Source organism: Listeria immobilis, from assembly GCF_014322765.1.
GTDB classification, from domain to species: Bacteria; Bacillota; Bacilli; order Lactobacillales; family Listeriaceae; genus Listeria; species Listeria immobilis.
On record NZ_JAASTZ010000015.1, the window covers coordinates 1 to 18,097 of the forward strand.

Consider the following 18,097-nt stretch of genomic DNA (forward strand, 5'->3'; position numbering starts at 1 on the left):
TAGAACTTTGGTATGACAAGGACGGCTGGTATTACACAGCTAACTATTTTTTAAAATAATTTTGATGCCCTCGCGTTTGCGGGGGTTGTTTTTTTGATAGAACAGATTGACTAAATTGTGTTATTATATTGACGAGGTGATATATAATGCATAATTACAATTTAGAACCCGCAATCATTAATTTTAAGATAGAAAACGGGACAGAGTTAGAAAATATGGATGCAAATGATTTTACTACTCAAGGCTCTAATCGGATGGATATACGGGTTACCATTACTTTAGCTGGACTTAGTCAAATGCATATTCCCACAGGTTCTAGTGACAAGAAATTTGTTGAAGTGGATAAAATATGGACTCCGTTTAAGTTAATAATTTTTTTAACCAAACATTCAAACGAGAGTACAGCTGTTGTTTCAGATATAACTTTTCAACTTGAAGAAAGTGATTTATTAGAAGACCAAAAAACATTTTCGTTTTTGTTTTCATTATATCCTGATGTTACAGAAGAGCTAGATATTAATTCTAATTTTATTGATAATTATTATACTGTTGATGTGTTAACATACAACACTTTAGGTTACCCGTATTCCATTCCCTTTGAACATGAACCAACGCTAGAGCAGGTTTTAGATTCCTCTCAGGTATTAATTTCAACAAAAATCCCTTTCGTAGTTGGTGTTGAGCATGGGAAATGACAATGTAGTATTAATAGATACGTACAAAGGTCAAAAGATACCTAGTAAAAGAAAAGATGTTAAAAGGAGTGAAACGGAAATGAGTCAAGATTTTATTACAAAAAGAGAATTTGATGAATTCTCAAAACGTGTAGAAGATAAAATTGATAATAATTTTCAATTGATAGATAAGAGTATAAGTAATCTTTCTAATTCAATTGACTTGAAATTAGAAAATGCAATGTTAAAACAAGCAGAAAATGAACGTAAAGAAGCGCGTGAAAGTAAGCGCTGGATTATAGGCGTTTTAGTATTCGGGATTATTAGCGCAGGAACTGGTATACTTTCATTATTTATTTAACCGCTCTAACCACGCGTTAGGGCTTTTTTTATGCAAAAAAAAAACGCCAAGCAAGTACATGACGTTACTGCTATATTTACTAGCCTTTATTAACGGGATTGAAGGAAAGTATCAAGCAGTGCAAACAGAGATAAAACAGAAATAAATGATGTAGATAACTATATCTACAAGTATATTATTACACATAATATAGTGTCATTCAAGTGCGATTTTAAGCATAGAAAAAACATCAAATATTAATCTGATGTTTTCTCCAATTCATTTACATTTCACAATAAGTAATTAAAAACAAGCTTTGTACTCTAATGTAAATAAAATATTTACATTTCACAATGAGTAGTTAAAGTGTAAATTGAAAACGTATTCAACTTACAAATACATATTAGCATGTATCTTTTTCGTTGTCTAGTGAAAACTATTCTTTATTAAATTCTTTCTCGATTTTATAGAATTTATCTAATAATTGCCCTGGCGAGTAGTCAAACAGCTCTGCTATTCTTCTAACATTCTTTGCTGTTATTCTATCTACCTCCTTTTTGTCCGCGTCTCGCAGTGTTTGCGTGCCGATTTTAGCACGTTTTGACAACTCGTAGATAGTTCCTTGAAATTCCATTTCACAAAATTTTGCAATAAAGCCAGCCATTTTCAATCCTCCTAAAACTCGTCGCGATGAATATTGAAGTTATTGATTAAATCTATATTGTTTACTCGTTCTAATTCATTATTTTCAAGTACTTCTTTAACTGATTCTTTAATTTTTCCATACTCACGATTTATATCAGATGAACAATATCGAATCGTTTTGCTGAACGCAATTCGTAAGCTTCTATCTTTGTCACAATCGCTAACGTAAAGCTCAATTTGACTCTCATTTCCTTCGAAACTATCATAAAACATGATGTTGTTTATAAAAAACGAGTGCATCTTACCTGCTTCATATTCTGCTCGCGCGTCTGCATTGAAGTGTGTAATAAATAACATTTCTCTTATTAATTTGATTGCTGTTTTTTCGGTCTCGTTTTCAGTAAAGTCATTCGCTTCTGCTAAAAGAGGTATGATTACACTTCTGAAAGCATTATATGCTTCAATCGCCCCCGATTTGTTTGCTAAAATGCGTGCATTGTGTTGATTGACTTTGTTCATCATCGCTTCATAGATTTTCATTTTCTTCATCCTTTTCTATTTTAATTTTGTGTTATTGTAATTGTATCATTTACTTCATCTTCATAAACGGTATACTCGCCAGTTTCGTTTAATTCGTTCATAAGATTAAATGTATTTCTGTCTATCACATGTATTAATACATCGTAACCTTCTTCTAAATCTGTGATTTCATCTGTTAAATGACCATGTTCATGTTTTTCAAAAATTCTTTTTAGATTTGTCATGTTTCATCCATCCTTTTCTTTTATTTCCTTGGTATATTTATATTATAGCACGGAATCACGTGCTAGTCAATAGCTTTTATAAAAGTTTTTTTCATGGGCAGAGCGTGGGCAGAACGTAACATCTATTAAACGATATAAACATCTATTAATCACTATAGCACCTTAAAAAACCGTGTTATACAGCTACTAACAGGCATTAACAATCATAGGTAGCTATCTCACATCAAAACTCTTAATCAGCGGGTCGTGGGTTCGAACCCCTCACAACCCATCATGGAAAACCGTTTAGGCTGTTGAGCTTAGGCGGTTTTTTTATCTGAATTAGTTTACATTAAAATTGATGCTAATGAATGGATAGAAGGATATAAGTGGTATGAAGCTATAATAATCAATTAGAGTGTTTTGATATTAATAAAATCAGTCAAACCTTAATGAAAGATAAATTAGAAGAAGTAGTAAAAAAGATTATTTCATTTTTGAAAAATAATTGTTTAAACAAAATTTATATTGAGTATGAATAACAAAACAAGTATGAAGATGAAATAAAAGAAGCAGAAAATCAATAAAAAGAAAACTTAAAGTTGGATTATTTCTGTTAACTTAGGAAAAAACCTGCTACAATTGTGTTGTGAATACACACACATAGATACAAAGATGAGGTGCAGAAATGAGTGAAATAAAAGTACGAGAAGCAAGTTTGCAAAAATATGCCACGAAACTGGGAGAGAAAGGAAATGAAGTCGACTATTTACCTATGAAAGATGGCAATATGGCCTATAGTCGAGCGAATTCCATTAACCATTTTAGAACGGCGATGTTTGATTTGGTAGAAGCGGTTGATGTTTTTCGGGGTGTGGTAGAGACGGATGCTACCAGATTAAAACAATTAGGCTTATCCTTCACCAATAAAGACCGGGAACTAGAACGAACCATGGGCTTAGAGGTGAAGTAAGTGGACACAAACAGCTACGAATTAGAACAACAGTTACAGGTACTCCAAAAACAACAACGAGCGGCAGAAGACACGCTACTACTGCTCAAACGGGAACAAAATGAGCAGGAATGGTTGGAAGAAGATTTTGCGCGTCATTGTCAATTAGAAATGGAAACGATGGCGTCGTTACGAGAGTTTTGGCAAGGGGATGAAGCTCGGAATTTTGCGTATTATTTAGAAGATATTCATGAAGAGGAAAAGAAAAACTGGCGTAAAAACATGGTATCCAAAAGAGAAAAACAGCAAGAAAAAATAAATAGTTGTCAAAAAAATTTGTATCAAATAGAGAGAGAGCAGCAAAGTATACAAAAGGAGCTAACAAGATGAGCAGAATCGATATCGGAGAAGTACAAACATTCTTAACAAAACTCCGAACCTCGAATGAAGATGGGGAAAAAGCTATTCAAAGTATTCAAAAAGTCGTGATACAATATACAGATGATGATAGCTTAAAAGGAAAAGCCATTGATGCATCCAAACAATACTATCAAACAACCTATATTGCCCTTTGCGATGCGATTAAAGAAGCTATGTCTGAAAGTGAAGACCGTTTATCTCAGTATATCCAAGATTTTCATGCGCAAGTGGACAGCTCAGCTAACGCAAAAATAGACGCAGCAGGCTTATACGAATTAGAACTAAAGATTGATAAAATCGAACGAAATAAAGAAGATCTTGCACAACGAATGAATTCTGGAACAGAAGGGCAAATGCAAAATTATCGTTCGCAATTAAGTGCTGCCTATAAAAAGGAAAATATTTTAGAAAAATATTTATCATTTGAACAAAGCCATGAAAATTTTTTTGAAAATTTAACGGTTTTAGTCCAGAGTATTCAGCAGACAGTGCGCGAATTACAAAATAATATTCAGTTTAACAGTCAAACAGGTACCTATGATATGAGTAAACTAGACATCCAACCGCTAGAATGAATGCGGAAAGCCTTAGATAAAGCCAAAAGCAATGAAGTGACCATTAACTTTGACGACTACCAAAAAGATTACCGAGGTGGCAAGTGGATCTTACAAAAAGATGGTAAAGTAGATGTAGAAGCCACGAATGCATACAATGAAGCCGTTTTAAATGGAACCTTACCAAAAAAAGCCAATGCAGCAACCCAAGAGGCAGAACTATTAAAAGGCATTCTGGCATCGCTAAAAAACAAGAAAGATCCTATTACTGGGGCAGATATAAGCAGTGTGCAAGTATTATCTATCCTTAGCGGGCTCGCTTTCTCCTATAGAGCAGGAAGATATCGAGGAAAGAAACTGACGATTCCAAACCCTGACAAGAGAAAGAGGAAAGAGAAGAAAAAGAAGAAGGAAACCAATGGAACTGATTTTGAAGATATTATTAAAAAAGGCGAAAAAATGCCCGATCATGAAGTTGTGGAAAAGGGAAGTTTACCAAAGGCTGGAAAACCAAATTCTTCAGCAGATATTCTTAATGCTGATGGAAGTGTAAAACAAAGAAGGTATTACGATGAAAAAGGAAGAGCAAAAGAAGATATAGATTTTAATCATTCAGATGATGGAACACATGAATTTCCGCATAGGCACAAATGGGATTGGACAAATCCTGAAAAACCAAAAAGATTGAAGTGAGGAGAGATAATTAATGGAATGGGAAAAAATAGAAACTCAAGCAGATATTGATAACTTGATGCATTTGATTAATAATTTTCATGATAGTTGTATAAACGGTTTGACATATTCAAGTGGCACCTATGTTGATGAGGAATATTCGATGATAATGAATACAGAGCCAGTAGTGAATTTATTGATACAAAGACAATCGGAGTTTATGACAAATATAGAATTATGTTTAAGTGGAGTCAGTAAATTTCATATAAACAACGATTTAGGTTTGACTTTAGATATATTAGGTGCACATTTTATTAAACAAGAAGAAGATTTTTATTGGTATAGTAGTGAAGATATTGAAGATGACACTGTAACAAGGTTTGTATGTAAAGAAATTAAATGGAGAAGCATATCTTCATAATTAAGACTGAATTAGAGACAGTGCAAAATCATCCACTTCACTTAATTAAGGCGGAGCAGTCAGCTTTGAAAGTGTAGATTGTTGAACCGTATCAAAGGAAACCATACTTATAAATTTTCACTTTATTTTTGTTTAGCACATGTTTTGATAATAAGTGGGGAAATACTCTTATAGAGCCGTTTAACATGCTAGCTATTCTTAGTTTATTAGTAGTGTGGAATACTCTTGATCAGCGGGTCGTGGGTTCGAACCCCTCACAACCCATCTTAGAGTGTTAGAGTTTTCGCTATATGCGGAGGCTCTTTTTTGTTTGTGAAACTACAAAAAAGCTAGAATAGATTATTTATTATTAGATTGGCACTTTTATTTACATTTAATTTTTGTGATTATATTAAGAAGTAATAAAAAATGAGATAAATCAAAACTTAGAGGAAGGTTCAATCATTCCGATTTATGAAAATGAAGGATATGACGATCAAACTAATACGACCTATCACATAGCTGGTTATGAAAAAATGGAAGACGATGAAACTTATATGTTGTTTCTGTCTTATGATCCAGAAGATGCCTATTATGTTCCTTTAGGCGTTAACTATGGAAAAATAAATATTGACAGTGACAAAGAAACAGAATTATATGGTCAAGACAATATTGAAATAGAAAAAGAAATCAATGAAGTTCAATCGGAAGCGTTAGATGCATATGAAGATGAAATAAAAGAAGCAGAAAATCAATAAAAAGAAAATACAATATATAGCAATATTTATTATCGCTATTATCTTTTGGAGTGACTCGTAATCAGCGGATTGTGGCTCACAACCCATACCGAAAAACTGTCTAGGCTGTCGAGCTTAAACAGTTTTTATTTATAGAAACTTTAAAAAATCTAGCATAACGCAAAAAAACCAAGTGAATGATCACTTGGTTTTTTCTCCATTATGTGTAAATACGCTCGATCATGTAATTCCCTTCACGTTGTCTCGTTCTTCTCTGTAACTCTATATCAAATTGTATAGAGTTTTTCTATTATATTTTTCTCTGTAATTAATGGCTTATTCCCGAAATGAAACCATTTTTAAACCCACCAATGACCGAAAAGTAAGGCTAATGAACTTGTGACATAGCTAAACATCGCATTCAACCCCCAACTAATTTTATTATATTACCATTAGGTTATCATGGTATACTAAAGAAAAAGTCAAATTGGGTATTATATTACTCAAAAATAGAAAAGAGGCCTTTGCAACATGAATAAAACTATAGGGGATACAGTTAAATTTATTAGAAAAGCCAAAAATATTAATCAAAAAAAGGTGTGTCTAAATAATATATCTAGAAGCACACTTGTGAAAATTGAAGGTAATCAAACAAATCCGACAGTAGATACGTTTGAACATATTTTAAAGCAATTAGGTGTAAGATATGATGAATTTTCTCTTATACTTAATAATTTTCAGCTTAGTGAAAGGCAAAAATTATTAGAAAAATTCAATAATATCAATACGAGTATTCGGCTTAAACAGTGGTCAGCTTTAGAAAAAGAAATGAGGCAATATCTTCTCACGGAGCCAGATCCAATTATTCAAGAATATTTACTTATAGTAAGAGCGCTAATCATCATTGAAAGTGAGGATGATTATGCAAAAGCCGCACAATGCGTATTACCAATTTGGGAGCGTATTTCTAAAAATGATGTCTGGTTTATGGACGATATACAGCTGTTAACATGCATATTTTTTATGTTTGATAGTCAAGTTGCTCTAACCATTAGTCAGCGTTTAATTAAACAAACAGAGAAATATCAACATGTAACTAATATTAAACGTATTCGAACTAATACACTAATGAATATTAGTACCTTACTTTTAAATCAACAAGATTATTCCAATGCTTTGGATTATATAAATCTAACCATTCAGAATGCAAAAGAAAATGAATACTACACCCTGTGGCTTTTCAGTAAAGGTACAAAAGGCATTTTACTATGTCTTCTTCATCAACGTTCTGAAGGCATCCCTCTAATTGAAGAATCGATTAAACTTTTGAATGGGCTAGAGCAGAATGATATAGCAGAAGCATTAAAAAAGGATGTAAAAAATTATATTAATATCTAAAATCGCCCCCAAAGCAAGTTTTTTCCAGCTTTGGGGGTGTTTTTATTGGTCAAGGTAAGTTTATCAAAGTTAGCAAGCATTTACCTGAGGATTTATTAGTAATGTAGGCGGATTATTGGCGTTAAAACTTATTTAAGGAAGTAGCTTCGGATGTTGAAGTATACCAAATTGGTACCTTTAAGGGAAACTTTTTCTCAGATACACTACTTTTTTAGCTTGAAATTTCTGTATTAATCGCTGATACACTAACTATATCGTTAAATATCCAATTTTTATAAACGTTGGTATTAAGGCGTTTTTAGGACAAAACACTAGACTTGGCACAAATCTTGCTTTATATAAAGCGGGTAGCAAAATAAATGAATTATTATAGGAGGGAAAAAGATGGTAGGAATTATCCTCGCAACTCACGGTGAATTCGCTGAAGGCATTTTGCAATCTGGAACAATGATTTTCGGAGAGCAAGAAAATGTTAAAGCAATCACTTTGATGCCAAGCGAAGGTCCTGAAGATATCAAAGCTAAAATGGAAGCTGCAATTGCATCATTTGATAGCCAAGATGAAGTTTTATTCTTAGTGGATCTTTGGGGAGGCACACCATTTAACCAAGCAAATGGCCTTTATGAATTACATAAAGATAAGTGGGCAATCGTAGCAGGGCTTAATTTGCCAATGTTAATCGAAGCTTTCTCATCACGTTTTACAATGGAAACTGCGCATGAAATCGCAGCTAATATCCTTGCGCCAGCTAAAGAAGGCGTTCGTGTCAAACCAGAAGAACTAGAGCCACAAGAAGCGACTACTGAACAACCACAAGCAGAAATTGCAGCTGTTGGCGATGGCAAAATTGAATTTGTTTTAGCTCGTGTTGATTCTCGTTTGCTGCATGGTCAAGTAGCCACTGCATGGACAAAAGCAACACATCCAACAAGAATCATTGTTGTATCAGATGCTGTTGCTAAAGATGATCTTCGTAAAAAATTAATCGAACAAGCTGCACCACCAGGAGTAAAAGCTAATGTTATCCCAGTCAGCAAAATGATTGAGATTGCAAAAGATCCACGTTTCGGCAATACAAAAGCACTTTTATTATTTGAAAATCCTCAAGATGTTTTACGCGCAATTGACGGCGGCGTAGAAATCACTCAAGTAAATGTTGGATCAATGGCTCACTCAGTAGGTAAAGTGGTAGTTAGCAAGGTGCTTTCCATGGGTCAAGACGATGTGGAAGCTTTCGAAGAGTTAAAATCAAAAGGGGTAAAATTCGATGTTCGTAAAGTTCCAAATGACTCAAGTGCGAACATGGAAGAAATTCTTAAAAAAGCAAAAAATGAATTAAAGGCACAATAAAAAATTAAAATAGGAGGTTTATTATGTCTGTCATATCAATAATTTTAGTAGTACTTATTGCATTTTTAGCAGGTATTGAAGGGATTTTAGATGAATTTCAATTCCACCAGCCGCTAATCGCATGTACATTAATTGGACTCGTAACAGGTAACTTAACAGCATGTATCATCCTTGGTGGGACGCTTCAAATGATCGCACTTGGATGGGCAAATATTGGAGCAGCAGTAGCACCGGATGCCGCGCTTGCCTCAGTAGCTTCAGCAATTATCTTAGTTTTAGGTGGTCAAGGAGTAGCAGGTATTCCATCCGCAATCGCTATTGCAATTCCACTAGCAGTAGCAGGACTTTTCTTAACAATGATCGTTCGTACATTAGCAGTTCCAATCGTTCACTTGATGGACCGGGCAGCTGAAAAGGGGAATATACGGAGCGTAGAGTGGTTACATATTTCCGCGATTTGTATGCAAGGTATTCGTATCGCGATTCCAGCAGCAGCGCTTTTATTCATTCCAGCAGACAGCGTTCAAAATTTCTTAGAAGCAATGCCAGCTTGGTTAACAGATGGTATGGCAATTGGCGGAGGAATGGTAGTAGCAGTTGGTTATGCACTAGTAATCAACATGATGGCTACAAAAGAAGTATGGCCATTCTTCGTTATCGGTTTCGTAGTAGCTGCGATTTCTGAACTAACACTTATCGCAATTGGTGCTCTAGGTGTTGCACTTGCTCTTATTTACCTAAACCTATCTAAAATGGGTGGCGGTAATTCAAATGGTGGCGGAGGCGGAAACTCCAAAGATCCGCTCGGCGACATATTAAATGATTATTAATTAAAAAAGGAGGAGAAAAGCATGGCAGAAAAAATCGAATTAACAAAACGAGATCGCTTAAGTGTCGCATGGCGCTCTACGTTCATTCAAGGCTCTTGGAACTATGAACGTATGCAAAATGGTGGCTGGGCTTTCTCAATGATTCCCGCTATTAAAAAATTATATAAATCAAAAGAAGATCGTTCAGCGGCGTTAAAACGTCATTTAGAATTCTTTAATACACATCCTTACATTGCATCGCCAATTCTTGGTGTAACACTTGCTCTAGAAGAAGAACGTGCAAATGGAGCAGAAGTGGATGATGTAGCAATTCAAGGTGTTAAAGTAGGTATGATGGGACCACTAGCAGGTGTTGGGGACCCAGTATTCTGGTTTACAATTCGTCCGATGTTGGGAGCATTAGGTGCTTCTCTAGCTTTAAGTGGAAACATTCTTGGACCAATTTTATTCTTTGTTGCATGGAACGTCATTCGTTGGGGCTTTATGTGGTATACACAAGAATTTGGCTATAAAGCAGGTTCGAAAATTACTGATGACCTTTCTGGTGGATTACTACAAGATATTACAAAAGGTGCCTCGATACTCGGGATGTTTGTGCTCGCCGCCTTGGTACAAAGGTGGGTAAATATTCAGTTTGCGCCGATAATCTCAAAAGTTAAACTGGATGAAGGTGCGTATATTGATTGGAGTCACCTTCCACAAGGCGCTCAAGGTATCAAAACGGCCTTAGAACAACAACAAGCAGGTTTAGCTCTTTCTGAAATTAAAGTAACAACCTTGCAAAATAACTTGGATAACTTAATCCCAGGACTTGCAGCAGTAGCACTTACTTTCTTATGTATGTGGTTACTTAAGAAAAAAATCAGCCCAATTATTATCATCTTAGGACTATTTGTAGTTGGTATAGTTGGACATGTAATCGGGCTTCTATAAAAATGTTGAGCAAAAAGAGGCTGGCGCAATAACAACTAGCCTCTTTTTGTTTTAAGTGTATGACACAAGTAAACGAATGCGTTATAATAAACAAAACAAGCGAAAAGAAATGGAGCGAATATAGTTGGTTCAATCGATTAATACAAAGGTAGATTTAACAATAGATGCCACCGCTTATACAGGGCTCACAGACTATGGGAAAATTATGATTGGCGATAAAGGTTTTGAATTTTTTAATTCACGTGATGTGCGGAAATTTGTCCAAATCCCGTGGGAAGAAATTGACCAAGTGATTGTTTCTGTTATGTTAAAAGGCAAGTGGATTCCACGCTATGCTATTAAAACCAAGCGTAACGGAACTTACACATTTGCTTCTAAAAAACCTAAAGATGTTTTGCGTGCGATAAGAGTATATGTCGATCCAGCTAATATGGTGAGTTCGCTAAGTTTCTTTGATGTTATGAAGCGCTCGTTTAGATCGATATTTAACAAGAAGAAAAACAAGCAAGCTAAATAATTTATATCAAAAGTTTTAGTAGGCGAATTCGTCTGTTAAAACTTTTTTTTTGAACTAATATTATAGTTTGTTACAATAGAAAATAGAAAGCATCATTATACGAATCAAAGGAGGAATCATAACATGAAGAAACCTAGAATTTACACAATGTCATTCGCAAGCATTTACCCCAATTATATCCAAAAAGCTGAGAAAAAAGATCGAACCAAAGAAGAAGTTGATGAAATAATTTTTTGGTTAACAGGATATGATGAAGTATCGCTACAACAAACGATTGATCAAAAAATCGATTTAGAAACTTTCTTTGAACAAGCTCCTCAAATGAATCCCAATGCTTCTTTAATCACTGGAGTTATTTGTGGTTACCGAGTGGAAGACATTGAAGAGAAAGTAATGCAACAAATTCGCTATTTAGACAAATTGATAGATGAGCTAGCTAAAGGTAAAAAAATGGAGAAAATACTTAGAAAATAATAATGATTAAAAGTCTATTCTTAAAATGGAATAGGCTTTTTTATTTGTGTTTTTTAGGAAAGAAGATTAAACAAACTAGCTTTAAGAGGGAGATTTTATAGATATATCCTTTTTCCTGAATCTGAACCAAGAAATGCTAGACTTAAAGTTGTTAACAAGTTATTAATCATTTTTACAATAAAACTTTTACAGAAGGAGCAAAAAAATGTTTAAAAAATTATTTGGAAAAAAAGTAGTACCGGCAGTTCAGGAAGAGGTTAAGGTTGTTATTCAACCAAAGAAAACAGGAGAAGCACTAGAGATAGAGGAGCTTGGAAAAGCAGTAAGAGCAAATACAACAGATGAAAAAACAGAAATTCCGTATTTTAATCGTGAGCAAGTCGAGAGGTTTGAAAAGATTTTAGGTGAGAGAGTTGTAGCATATTTTGATTTTGAGATAGACGAGGAAGAAGACAAGATTGAAACCGAAGAAGAGTTAATTTCGCTTAAACAAGATCTTGGTCAACGTCTGCTAAATGAAATTTTACCTGAATTAACAGAAGCAGAACAAGAATATTTTGCAGTAGAGTATTCCGCCAAGTTACGAGGAGCAAAAACTTATCGTACAGTAACAGAAGATATTGACTATGAAAGCATTCATGGAATTGATATTAAGGCTTTTGCTGAAGGATCATTCCGCATGGCAGCTGGAGAAGATGGAGATGAGGTCATTGCATCTTATGGCGTTAGCAACGATCAGTGGGGCGAATTATCAATTGCTTGGACAGAGCGAATGAAACAAGATAGTAATTTAGCCATATTATATAGTCAATATATGGCGCCAAGTGAAGCAGCAATAAGTAATTTTTCGGAAGCAGGCAAGCGGTTAGTAGAAGATCGTCGCTATTTTCAAGATGTGTATGCTTATTATCAAGCAGCTTATGAGGCTGATCTAGATGGCACAGTCCTAACGGAAGAAAAATTTGGTCATACTAATTTTGACTTACAACAAGCCAACCAATTTTGGGCAAAAGATGATGCTACTAATTATGAATATAGCGTGTTTTTTGACCCGTATTTCGAGGAACGAAGAAATGCCTATGAACGTGAAATGATAAAAATGGCAGATCCTTCAGATGGAATTAAGTTTGATTTGCAAGATTTTGGACAACAAGCTAAATTGATGGATTTACAAGCGTGTATCGCACAACTAGGGTCGAATCATCCAGCGCTAAAATTCCTAGATGCAAAAGATGAAGAAGAACTTGAAGAAATAGGAAAAGTGTTGCTTTATCAAGGTGATGCCAATGTTGTAGGTGGTTTTTCTACGTATCCAGATGATATTTTTGCTGGTGATGAAGAGCTTTCAGAAGAAGAGATTGGGCTTGTAATTATTCTAGGAAATCTTACTGTATCAAAAGACGCGCATATTAATACACATTTTTATGTAGAAGGAAATATAGTGGCAAAAAGTATGGACATTTTAATTGATGATGAAGAACAAAATGTAAATATTATCGGAAATTGTACAGTAGAAACAGGATTCTTTATTAGTAATTCTATTATCAATTTAACTGTTACGGGGGAAGTGAAAACTCCATGTATTCTTACAGCAGTCCGAGAAGGTAAACTAAAAATAAATAAAATCAATAAAGATGCTATTGGAATTAATGGCTATGTGGACGATGAGGAGCTAGGTACAGACACGTTAGTAAAAAGTTTAGGTTTAATAAGAGTAACTTCCGCTGATGATTTGGCTAAAGTATCTAATTTTGATGAGGACGCGACTATGACGGAAGATATTATTAAAGACATTATTGATGGAGATATTAAGTTCAACTAAGAGGAGGCATACAGTGTGTTTGGTTCTAAAGGTAAAAAGAAGTTTGAAGAAGGTGTACATTATTTAGTTAACAATAGACCGCATAAAGCTTTGGAGTTGTTTAATGAAGTCCCAAAAAGTTCGAAAATTTACAATGAAACATTAGCTAATATAACATGCGCACTAAATAATATGGGGGATTACGAAGCTTCAAAAGAAGTTTTTCTTGAAATAAAAGAAGTCTATCCAGAGTACTATATTGCAGCAACCAACCAGCTTCAAGCACTTTTAGAAACAGGGTGTGCGGGTGAAGCAGTACAACTTTTTCGCCGTTTAAAACAAAAAGAAGCCATCGAAGACAATGTTATCCTATTTTGGAACGCCGCAGTAGCCGCATTTCGCTCTGAGGAAAATGAGTTATTAATTGATTTATGTGATACACTAGATCAATTATCATCCAACCATGTGTATTTTGATGTATGGCGAGGTGTTGCATACTACAATCTCGGGCAAAATGAAAAAGCAGAAAAATTGTTATTACGATTCGTTAATTATACTGGGGTGGAATATCGCACGCAAATAAGCGATGACAGATGGATGCAAAAAGCTTTATACACACTGATGCTTCTTTATAATCGGACCAGCAATGTCTTACTCGCAAAAGAATTTGAGGCAGAATATAACGCGCAAAATGAGTACGAAATCGCAATAAAACACATGCAACAACGTGATTCAGCTAAAGCGATAATTAATTTAGAACAAGTTCCTACTGATGTTGCTATTTCCCAAAATGCCATTATTGATAGAATGATGTGTCATGTTAATTTAAAACAATATGATAAGGCTGAGACGCTTTTTAAACAAGTAAATAAAGGAACTAATGTTTACTATTTTGGGGTTATTAACTATTTGGCGGCTTTAAACGGGCTGAATAAATACGAAGAAATGTTAGCAATGCAAAGTGCTGTACCAAAAACATTTAAAGCATATAATATTTTTCTATACAATTTAGTAAATGCAGCAGAAGGTATTAAAGATTACAGTATGGCAATTCAATTTTGTGAACAAATCTTGGAGATTGATGATAATGAAAAGTATCGCTATAAAAAAGGGCTCTTTCAGTTTTATTTAAAACAATATGATTTGGCTATTAAAACATTAAACGACATCAATAGTTGGAACTATCAAGATGATTATGTTGATGTTGTGTACCTCTTTGGTTGTTGCTACGAAAAATTAGGAGACAAAGCAAAAGCAGAAGAATTTTTTGATGAGGCTTATTCACTGGAACATTCTAGTGTCTCTGCTATAGTTACACAAGAAAATGGAGAAAGACAGCAATTGTATGCAGGCGGTCGTGCCCCGTTTAAGCCCGAAATGGACTAGGTTTTATGGAGGAGGAATAATAATCATTTTTTCGAATTTATGGAAAGAGTTTACTGAGTTCCAAAAAGAACAATTAGACATTCATGGTTATGAAGAAGGTTTGTTTTCTGAGTCGTTCCAATGTGTAGCATATGGGGATGATGACAAAGACTGGTTGCGAAGTTATTTGGGAGCTGTGGGTGCGACTAATGAAACTTTGAATACGCTAGTTGAGAGCCTTTATTATATTGGACTTGCAACAGGAGACGGGAGCGGTTATGCTTTTTTAAAAATTAATGAAGGGCCAATCGATGAAAACCCAGTTCTTTTATGCAGTACAGATGGATATATAAACTTAGTAGCAAGTAATTTTACAGAACTATTAACGCTTTTAACGGTTGATGCTGAGCCGATGACAGGTGTTGACGATGAATTAGCGGCCTATTATAAAGATGATTGGGAGGAACATTCTCGTGCATACGGAGAGTTCGTTGCCTGGTTGGAAGCACGTAATATTCTTGTTATTCACGGAGAAGACGAGGCAGAAGTCGAAAGCGAAGAAATAATTAATAACGCAAATGATAAATATGGGAAAAATTTGCTAGCGTTTATGAATAGTTTATGATAGTAACAAGCTACAATGAGATTGATAAGTAAGATGAGAGCTCTAAATAAAATATATTCAAAAAAGCTCCAACAGGCGGTTTCGTCTATTGGAGCTTTTTGAAGTGGGTTAGTAATAAAAAGAATCTATTTTTCTGGACGAATAGTTTGTTTATTTCTATATTCAGCTGGTGTTATTCCATATTTTATTTGGAACTTTTTGTAAAACTGAGTAATATTAGACATTCCAACGAGATTGGCAATTTCCGATATCGCTTGCTCAGAAAATTCTAGGTATTGAGCAGCATTTCTTAGGCGTTGATCTGTCTGAATTTCTTTAAATGACTTTCCAAAAGTGCGTTTGATTAATTGAGATAGATACTTTGGATGGTAATTAAATATTTGAGCAGTTTCCTCTAATGTACATACCTCTGAATGTTTTTCTATATATTCAATAATTTTTAATAGATTGTTCGCATTACTGGAACTGATATGGACGATTTGTTTATCTTCATTTTCTTGATAATTACGTATTAATTGAATGAAAATCAAAGAAAAAAGTGCTTCAATAGAGTGTCGGCTGAATGAATCGTTTTTAAAGTATTCAGTAATAAGTTGACTAAAATAACTTTCAATGGTTGCATCACTGTTTCTGAAAAATAAATAACCATCATGATGATTATTTTGCGTAATTGCAGAAAATAAAAAAATAGTTAAAACACTTGCTTCTCCTAACCCCATAATAAATTCACGCGAAAAGAAATCATTACTTAAACTAATATTTATCACAATGTCATTTTCTGTTAGTTTTTCTTTTGAACGAATTACGTTGCGATCAACAATGCAAATATCACCTTTCGTTAATAGAATTTTTTCGTCATTAACAGTGTAGTTGCAAGTGCCAGAATAAACATAGTTAATATTTATATTACTATGTATATACGCAGGAACAGCAGTGAAGCGTGAGTCTCTACGGATTTCAATAATATTCTTTTTTAAGTTAGGAAGTTCAAATTTATATACACTAGTCCCATCAATAGAAACCCGAGACATTTTTTGGTAAACGGGACTGTGAAATAAAGGATTAGCTATATAATTTTTTTCGCTTTTTGTTAAATCAAAAATAGTATCTAAATAATTGTTGTTCACAAAATCACCTTACCTTTTGTTAGTTATAAACTAGAAAAGAATTATTGAAAACGGTTAATAAAAATATATACTTGTATTATAGCTAGCAAGAAATATTTGCGCAAGTATTGGTCTAATAAATCATTTAGGAGGACTTAGGATGAATACGAAAGTTTTGAGCGAAAAAATCCTAGATAATATTGGTGGAAGCCAAAATGTGAAAAATGCTACTCATTGTGCAACACGTTTACGAATCACTGTAAAAGATGAAACGCAAATTAACAAAGAAACAATAGATGAATTAGATGGTGTTCTTGGTAGTGTTAATACTGGAGGCCAATATCAAGTTATTATAGGGCAGAATGTAGGAAGGGTTTACGAAGAGTTTTCCAACCAATTACAAGATACAGCTAATGCAGGAGCTACTGAAGAGGAAGCAATTAGCGAAGAAAGTTCGAAAAAGTCTGTTTTCTCGAACATATTAGACACAATTAGTGGGATTTTCACGCCTTTATTACCAGCTATTACAGCGGCAGCGATGATAAAAACACTTTTAGTTATTTTAGATTTATTCCATCTCATTGATCAATCTGGAGGAACATATAAGGTTTTAACTTTTGCAGGAGATACCGCTTTTTATTTTATGCCTGTTTTAGTAGCGTTCTCAGCTTCAATGAAATTCAAGTTAAATCCATATTTAGGAGCTTTAATGGGTTTGTTGTTAATTCACCCAAGTTTTGTAACAATAGTGGCGGATAAAAATCCAATAAACTTATTCGGTTTTTTACCAGTAACATTAGCTAATTATAGTTCGACGGTTATTCCAATTATGCTAATTATCTGGATTGCCTCCTATGTTGATCGCTACGCTGATAAATTTTGTCCAGAAGCAGTGAAATTCTTTATTCGCCCATTAGCGACTTTCTTGGTGATGATTCCACTAGCTTTAGTAGTGATTGGACCATTGGGATACTTGGTTGGTATAGGATTAGAAAACGTAATTGATGCAATACAAGCGCATGCTATTTGGGTGTTGCCTCTAATTTTTGGAGCCTTATCACCAATATTTATTATGACAGGTATGCACTATGCAATTACAATCCCGCTAGTTTTACAGTCTATCTCGTCAAATGGATTTGATATGTTAGGAATTGGCTTTTTAGTAGCAAATATTGCACAAGGAGGCGCTGCTTTTGCTGTTGGACGCTATGCCAAAGCGACACAAGTTAAAAGTTTAGCATACTCATCTGGCTTTACGGCACTTCTTGGTATAACTGAACCAGCATTATATGGAGTTAATTTAAAGTATAAAAAACCATTTTTAGCGGTAATGATTGCTGGTGGAATTAGTGGACTGCTAGCCGGAATATTAAGTGTCAAACGAATGACATTTGCGCCAACTGGATTAACAACCTTACCAATTTTTATAGACCCAGCTAATCCTTGGAATTTGATTTTTGCAATCTTGGCTTCGGTGTTAAGTTTTATTCTAGCGTTTATTTTAACTACAGCATTTATTTATAAGGATAATCATTTACAAAAAGAACTAGGGGGAAAATGA

20 protein-coding genes and 2 pseudogenes are annotated in these 18,097 nt (G+C 34.3%); 18 read left to right on the plus strand and 4 right to left on the minus strand.

Translation table 11 applies throughout. The annotated features are described in order from the left end of the window. Positions 1 to 146 precede the first annotated feature (146 nt). Both HCJ50_RS11535 and HCJ50_RS11540 read left to right on the plus strand, forming a co-directional pair. The gene (locus tag HCJ50_RS11535; RefSeq protein WP_185395731.1) at positions 147 to 695 is read left to right on the plus strand and encodes a hypothetical protein; all 549 of its coding nucleotides are present in this window, start codon (positions 147 to 149) and stop codon (positions 693 to 695) included. Between the two features lie 79 nt (positions 696 to 774). Further along, a complete protein-coding gene (locus tag HCJ50_RS11540; protein WP_185395730.1) occupies positions 775 to 1,035 on the plus strand; it encodes a hypothetical protein in 261 nt (86 codons plus the stop codon). Positions 1,036 to 1,450: 415 nt separating this feature from the next. Here HCJ50_RS11540 and HCJ50_RS11545 read toward each other — a convergent pair whose 3' ends face one another. Genes HCJ50_RS11545 through HCJ50_RS11555 form a run of 3 tightly spaced genes read right to left on the minus strand, consistent with a single transcriptional unit; the run spans position 1,451 to position 2,423 of the window. Next, positions 1,451 to 1,678 carry a helix-turn-helix domain-containing protein gene (locus HCJ50_RS11545; protein ID WP_185395729.1) on the minus strand — a complete coding sequence of 76 codons (228 nt, stop codon included), beginning with the start codon at positions 1,676 to 1,678 and terminating at the stop codon, positions 1,451 to 1,453. Between the two features lie 11 nt (positions 1,679 to 1,689). After that, the gene (locus HCJ50_RS11550; RefSeq protein WP_185395728.1) at positions 1,690 to 2,199 is read right to left on the minus strand and encodes a hypothetical protein; all 510 of its coding nucleotides are present in this window, start codon (positions 2,197 to 2,199) and stop codon (positions 1,690 to 1,692) included. A 20-nt stretch (positions 2,200 to 2,219) separates the two neighbouring features. Further along, the gene (locus tag HCJ50_RS11555) at positions 2,220 to 2,423 is read right to left on the minus strand and encodes a hypothetical protein (protein WP_185395727.1); all 204 of its coding nucleotides are present in this window, start codon (positions 2,421 to 2,423) and stop codon (positions 2,220 to 2,222) included. 389 nt (positions 2,424 to 2,812) lie between these two features. Here HCJ50_RS11555 and HCJ50_RS15825 point away from each other — a divergent pair. The 15 genes and pseudogenes from HCJ50_RS15825 to HCJ50_RS11625 all read left to right on the plus strand — a co-directional run. Next, positions 2,813 to 2,944, plus strand: a pseudogene (locus HCJ50_RS15825) (hypothetical protein); the annotation flags it as partial. A gap of 146 nt (positions 2,945 to 3,090) precedes the next feature. After that, positions 3,091 to 3,375: a DUF3130 domain-containing protein gene (locus HCJ50_RS11560; protein ID WP_185395726.1), complete on the plus strand. Its 285-nt coding sequence runs from the start codon at positions 3,091 to 3,093 to the stop codon at positions 3,373 to 3,375. After that, positions 3,376 to 3,744 (plus strand): DNA double-strand break repair Rad50 ATPase, encoded by a 369-nt coding sequence (locus HCJ50_RS11565; protein ID WP_185395725.1) that lies wholly within the window; start codon positions 3,376 to 3,378, stop codon positions 3,742 to 3,744. After that, positions 3,741 to 5,021: pseudogene (locus HCJ50_RS16110) on the plus strand (T7SS effector LXG polymorphic toxin). Before HCJ50_RS11565 ends, HCJ50_RS16110 begins: the two are co-directional and overlap by 4 nt. Before the next feature lie 13 nt (positions 5,022 to 5,034). Next, the gene (locus HCJ50_RS11575) at positions 5,035 to 5,421 is read left to right on the plus strand and encodes a hypothetical protein (RefSeq protein WP_185395724.1); all 387 of its coding nucleotides are present in this window, start codon (positions 5,035 to 5,037) and stop codon (positions 5,419 to 5,421) included. A gap of 515 nt (positions 5,422 to 5,936) precedes the next feature. Then, positions 5,937 to 6,158, plus strand: coding sequence for a hypothetical protein (locus HCJ50_RS15840; RefSeq protein WP_246456503.1), 222 nt, complete (start codon positions 5,937 to 5,939; stop codon positions 6,156 to 6,158). 510 nt (positions 6,159 to 6,668) lie between these two features. Then, positions 6,669 to 7,535 carry a helix-turn-helix domain-containing protein gene (locus tag HCJ50_RS11585; RefSeq protein WP_185344436.1) on the plus strand — a complete coding sequence of 289 codons (867 nt, stop codon included), beginning with the start codon at positions 6,669 to 6,671 and terminating at the stop codon, positions 7,533 to 7,535. Between the two features lie 384 nt (positions 7,536 to 7,919). Continuing rightward, a complete protein-coding gene (locus tag HCJ50_RS11590; protein WP_185395723.1) occupies positions 7,920 to 8,885 on the plus strand; it encodes a mannose/fructose/sorbose PTS transporter subunit IIA in 966 nt (321 codons plus the stop codon). Positions 8,886 to 8,908: 23 nt separating this feature from the next. Further along, positions 8,909 to 9,715: a PTS mannose/fructose/sorbose transporter subunit IIC gene (locus HCJ50_RS11595; RefSeq protein WP_185344440.1), complete on the plus strand. Its 807-nt coding sequence runs from the start codon at positions 8,909 to 8,911 to the stop codon at positions 9,713 to 9,715. A gap of 21 nt (positions 9,716 to 9,736) precedes the next feature. Next, on the plus strand, positions 9,737 to 10,648 hold the full coding sequence (locus tag HCJ50_RS11600) for a PTS system mannose/fructose/sorbose family transporter subunit IID (protein WP_185344442.1): 912 nt from the start codon (positions 9,737 to 9,739) through the stop codon (positions 10,646 to 10,648). A gap of 124 nt (positions 10,649 to 10,772) precedes the next feature. Then, positions 10,773 to 11,165 carry a DUF956 family protein gene (locus HCJ50_RS11605; protein WP_185344444.1) on the plus strand — a complete coding sequence of 131 codons (393 nt, stop codon included), beginning with the start codon at positions 10,773 to 10,775 and terminating at the stop codon, positions 11,163 to 11,165. Between the two features lie 123 nt (positions 11,166 to 11,288). Continuing rightward, positions 11,289 to 11,639 (plus strand): DUF2200 domain-containing protein, encoded by a 351-nt coding sequence (locus HCJ50_RS11610; RefSeq protein WP_185344446.1) that lies wholly within the window; start codon positions 11,289 to 11,291, stop codon positions 11,637 to 11,639. Positions 11,640 to 11,844: 205 nt separating this feature from the next. Then, the gene (locus HCJ50_RS11615) at positions 11,845 to 13,461 is read left to right on the plus strand and encodes a hypothetical protein (RefSeq protein ID WP_185395722.1); all 1,617 of its coding nucleotides are present in this window, start codon (positions 11,845 to 11,847) and stop codon (positions 13,459 to 13,461) included. Positions 13,462 to 13,476: 15 nt separating this feature from the next. Beyond that, complete coding sequence (locus HCJ50_RS16020; RefSeq protein ID WP_185395721.1) at positions 13,477 to 14,826, plus strand: tetratricopeptide repeat protein; 1,350 nt, start codon at positions 13,477 to 13,479, stop codon at positions 14,824 to 14,826. Continuing rightward, a complete protein-coding gene (locus HCJ50_RS11625; protein WP_185398487.1) occupies positions 14,798 to 15,430 on the plus strand; it encodes a hypothetical protein in 633 nt (210 codons plus the stop codon). Before HCJ50_RS16020 ends, HCJ50_RS11625 begins: the two co-directional genes overlap by 29 nt. Before the next feature lie 125 nt (positions 15,431 to 15,555). Here the strand turns inward: HCJ50_RS11625 and HCJ50_RS11630 are convergent, their stop codons facing one another. Further along, entirely contained in the window at positions 15,556 to 16,557 is a 1,002-nt protein-coding gene (locus HCJ50_RS11630; protein WP_185395719.1) for an AraC family transcriptional regulator, read from the minus strand. 139 nt (positions 16,558 to 16,696) lie between these two features. Here HCJ50_RS11630 and HCJ50_RS11635 point away from each other — a divergent pair, with 139 nt between their 5' ends. Next, a complete protein-coding gene (locus tag HCJ50_RS11635; protein WP_185395718.1) occupies positions 16,697 to 18,097 on the plus strand; it encodes a PTS transporter subunit EIIC in 1,401 nt (466 codons plus the stop codon).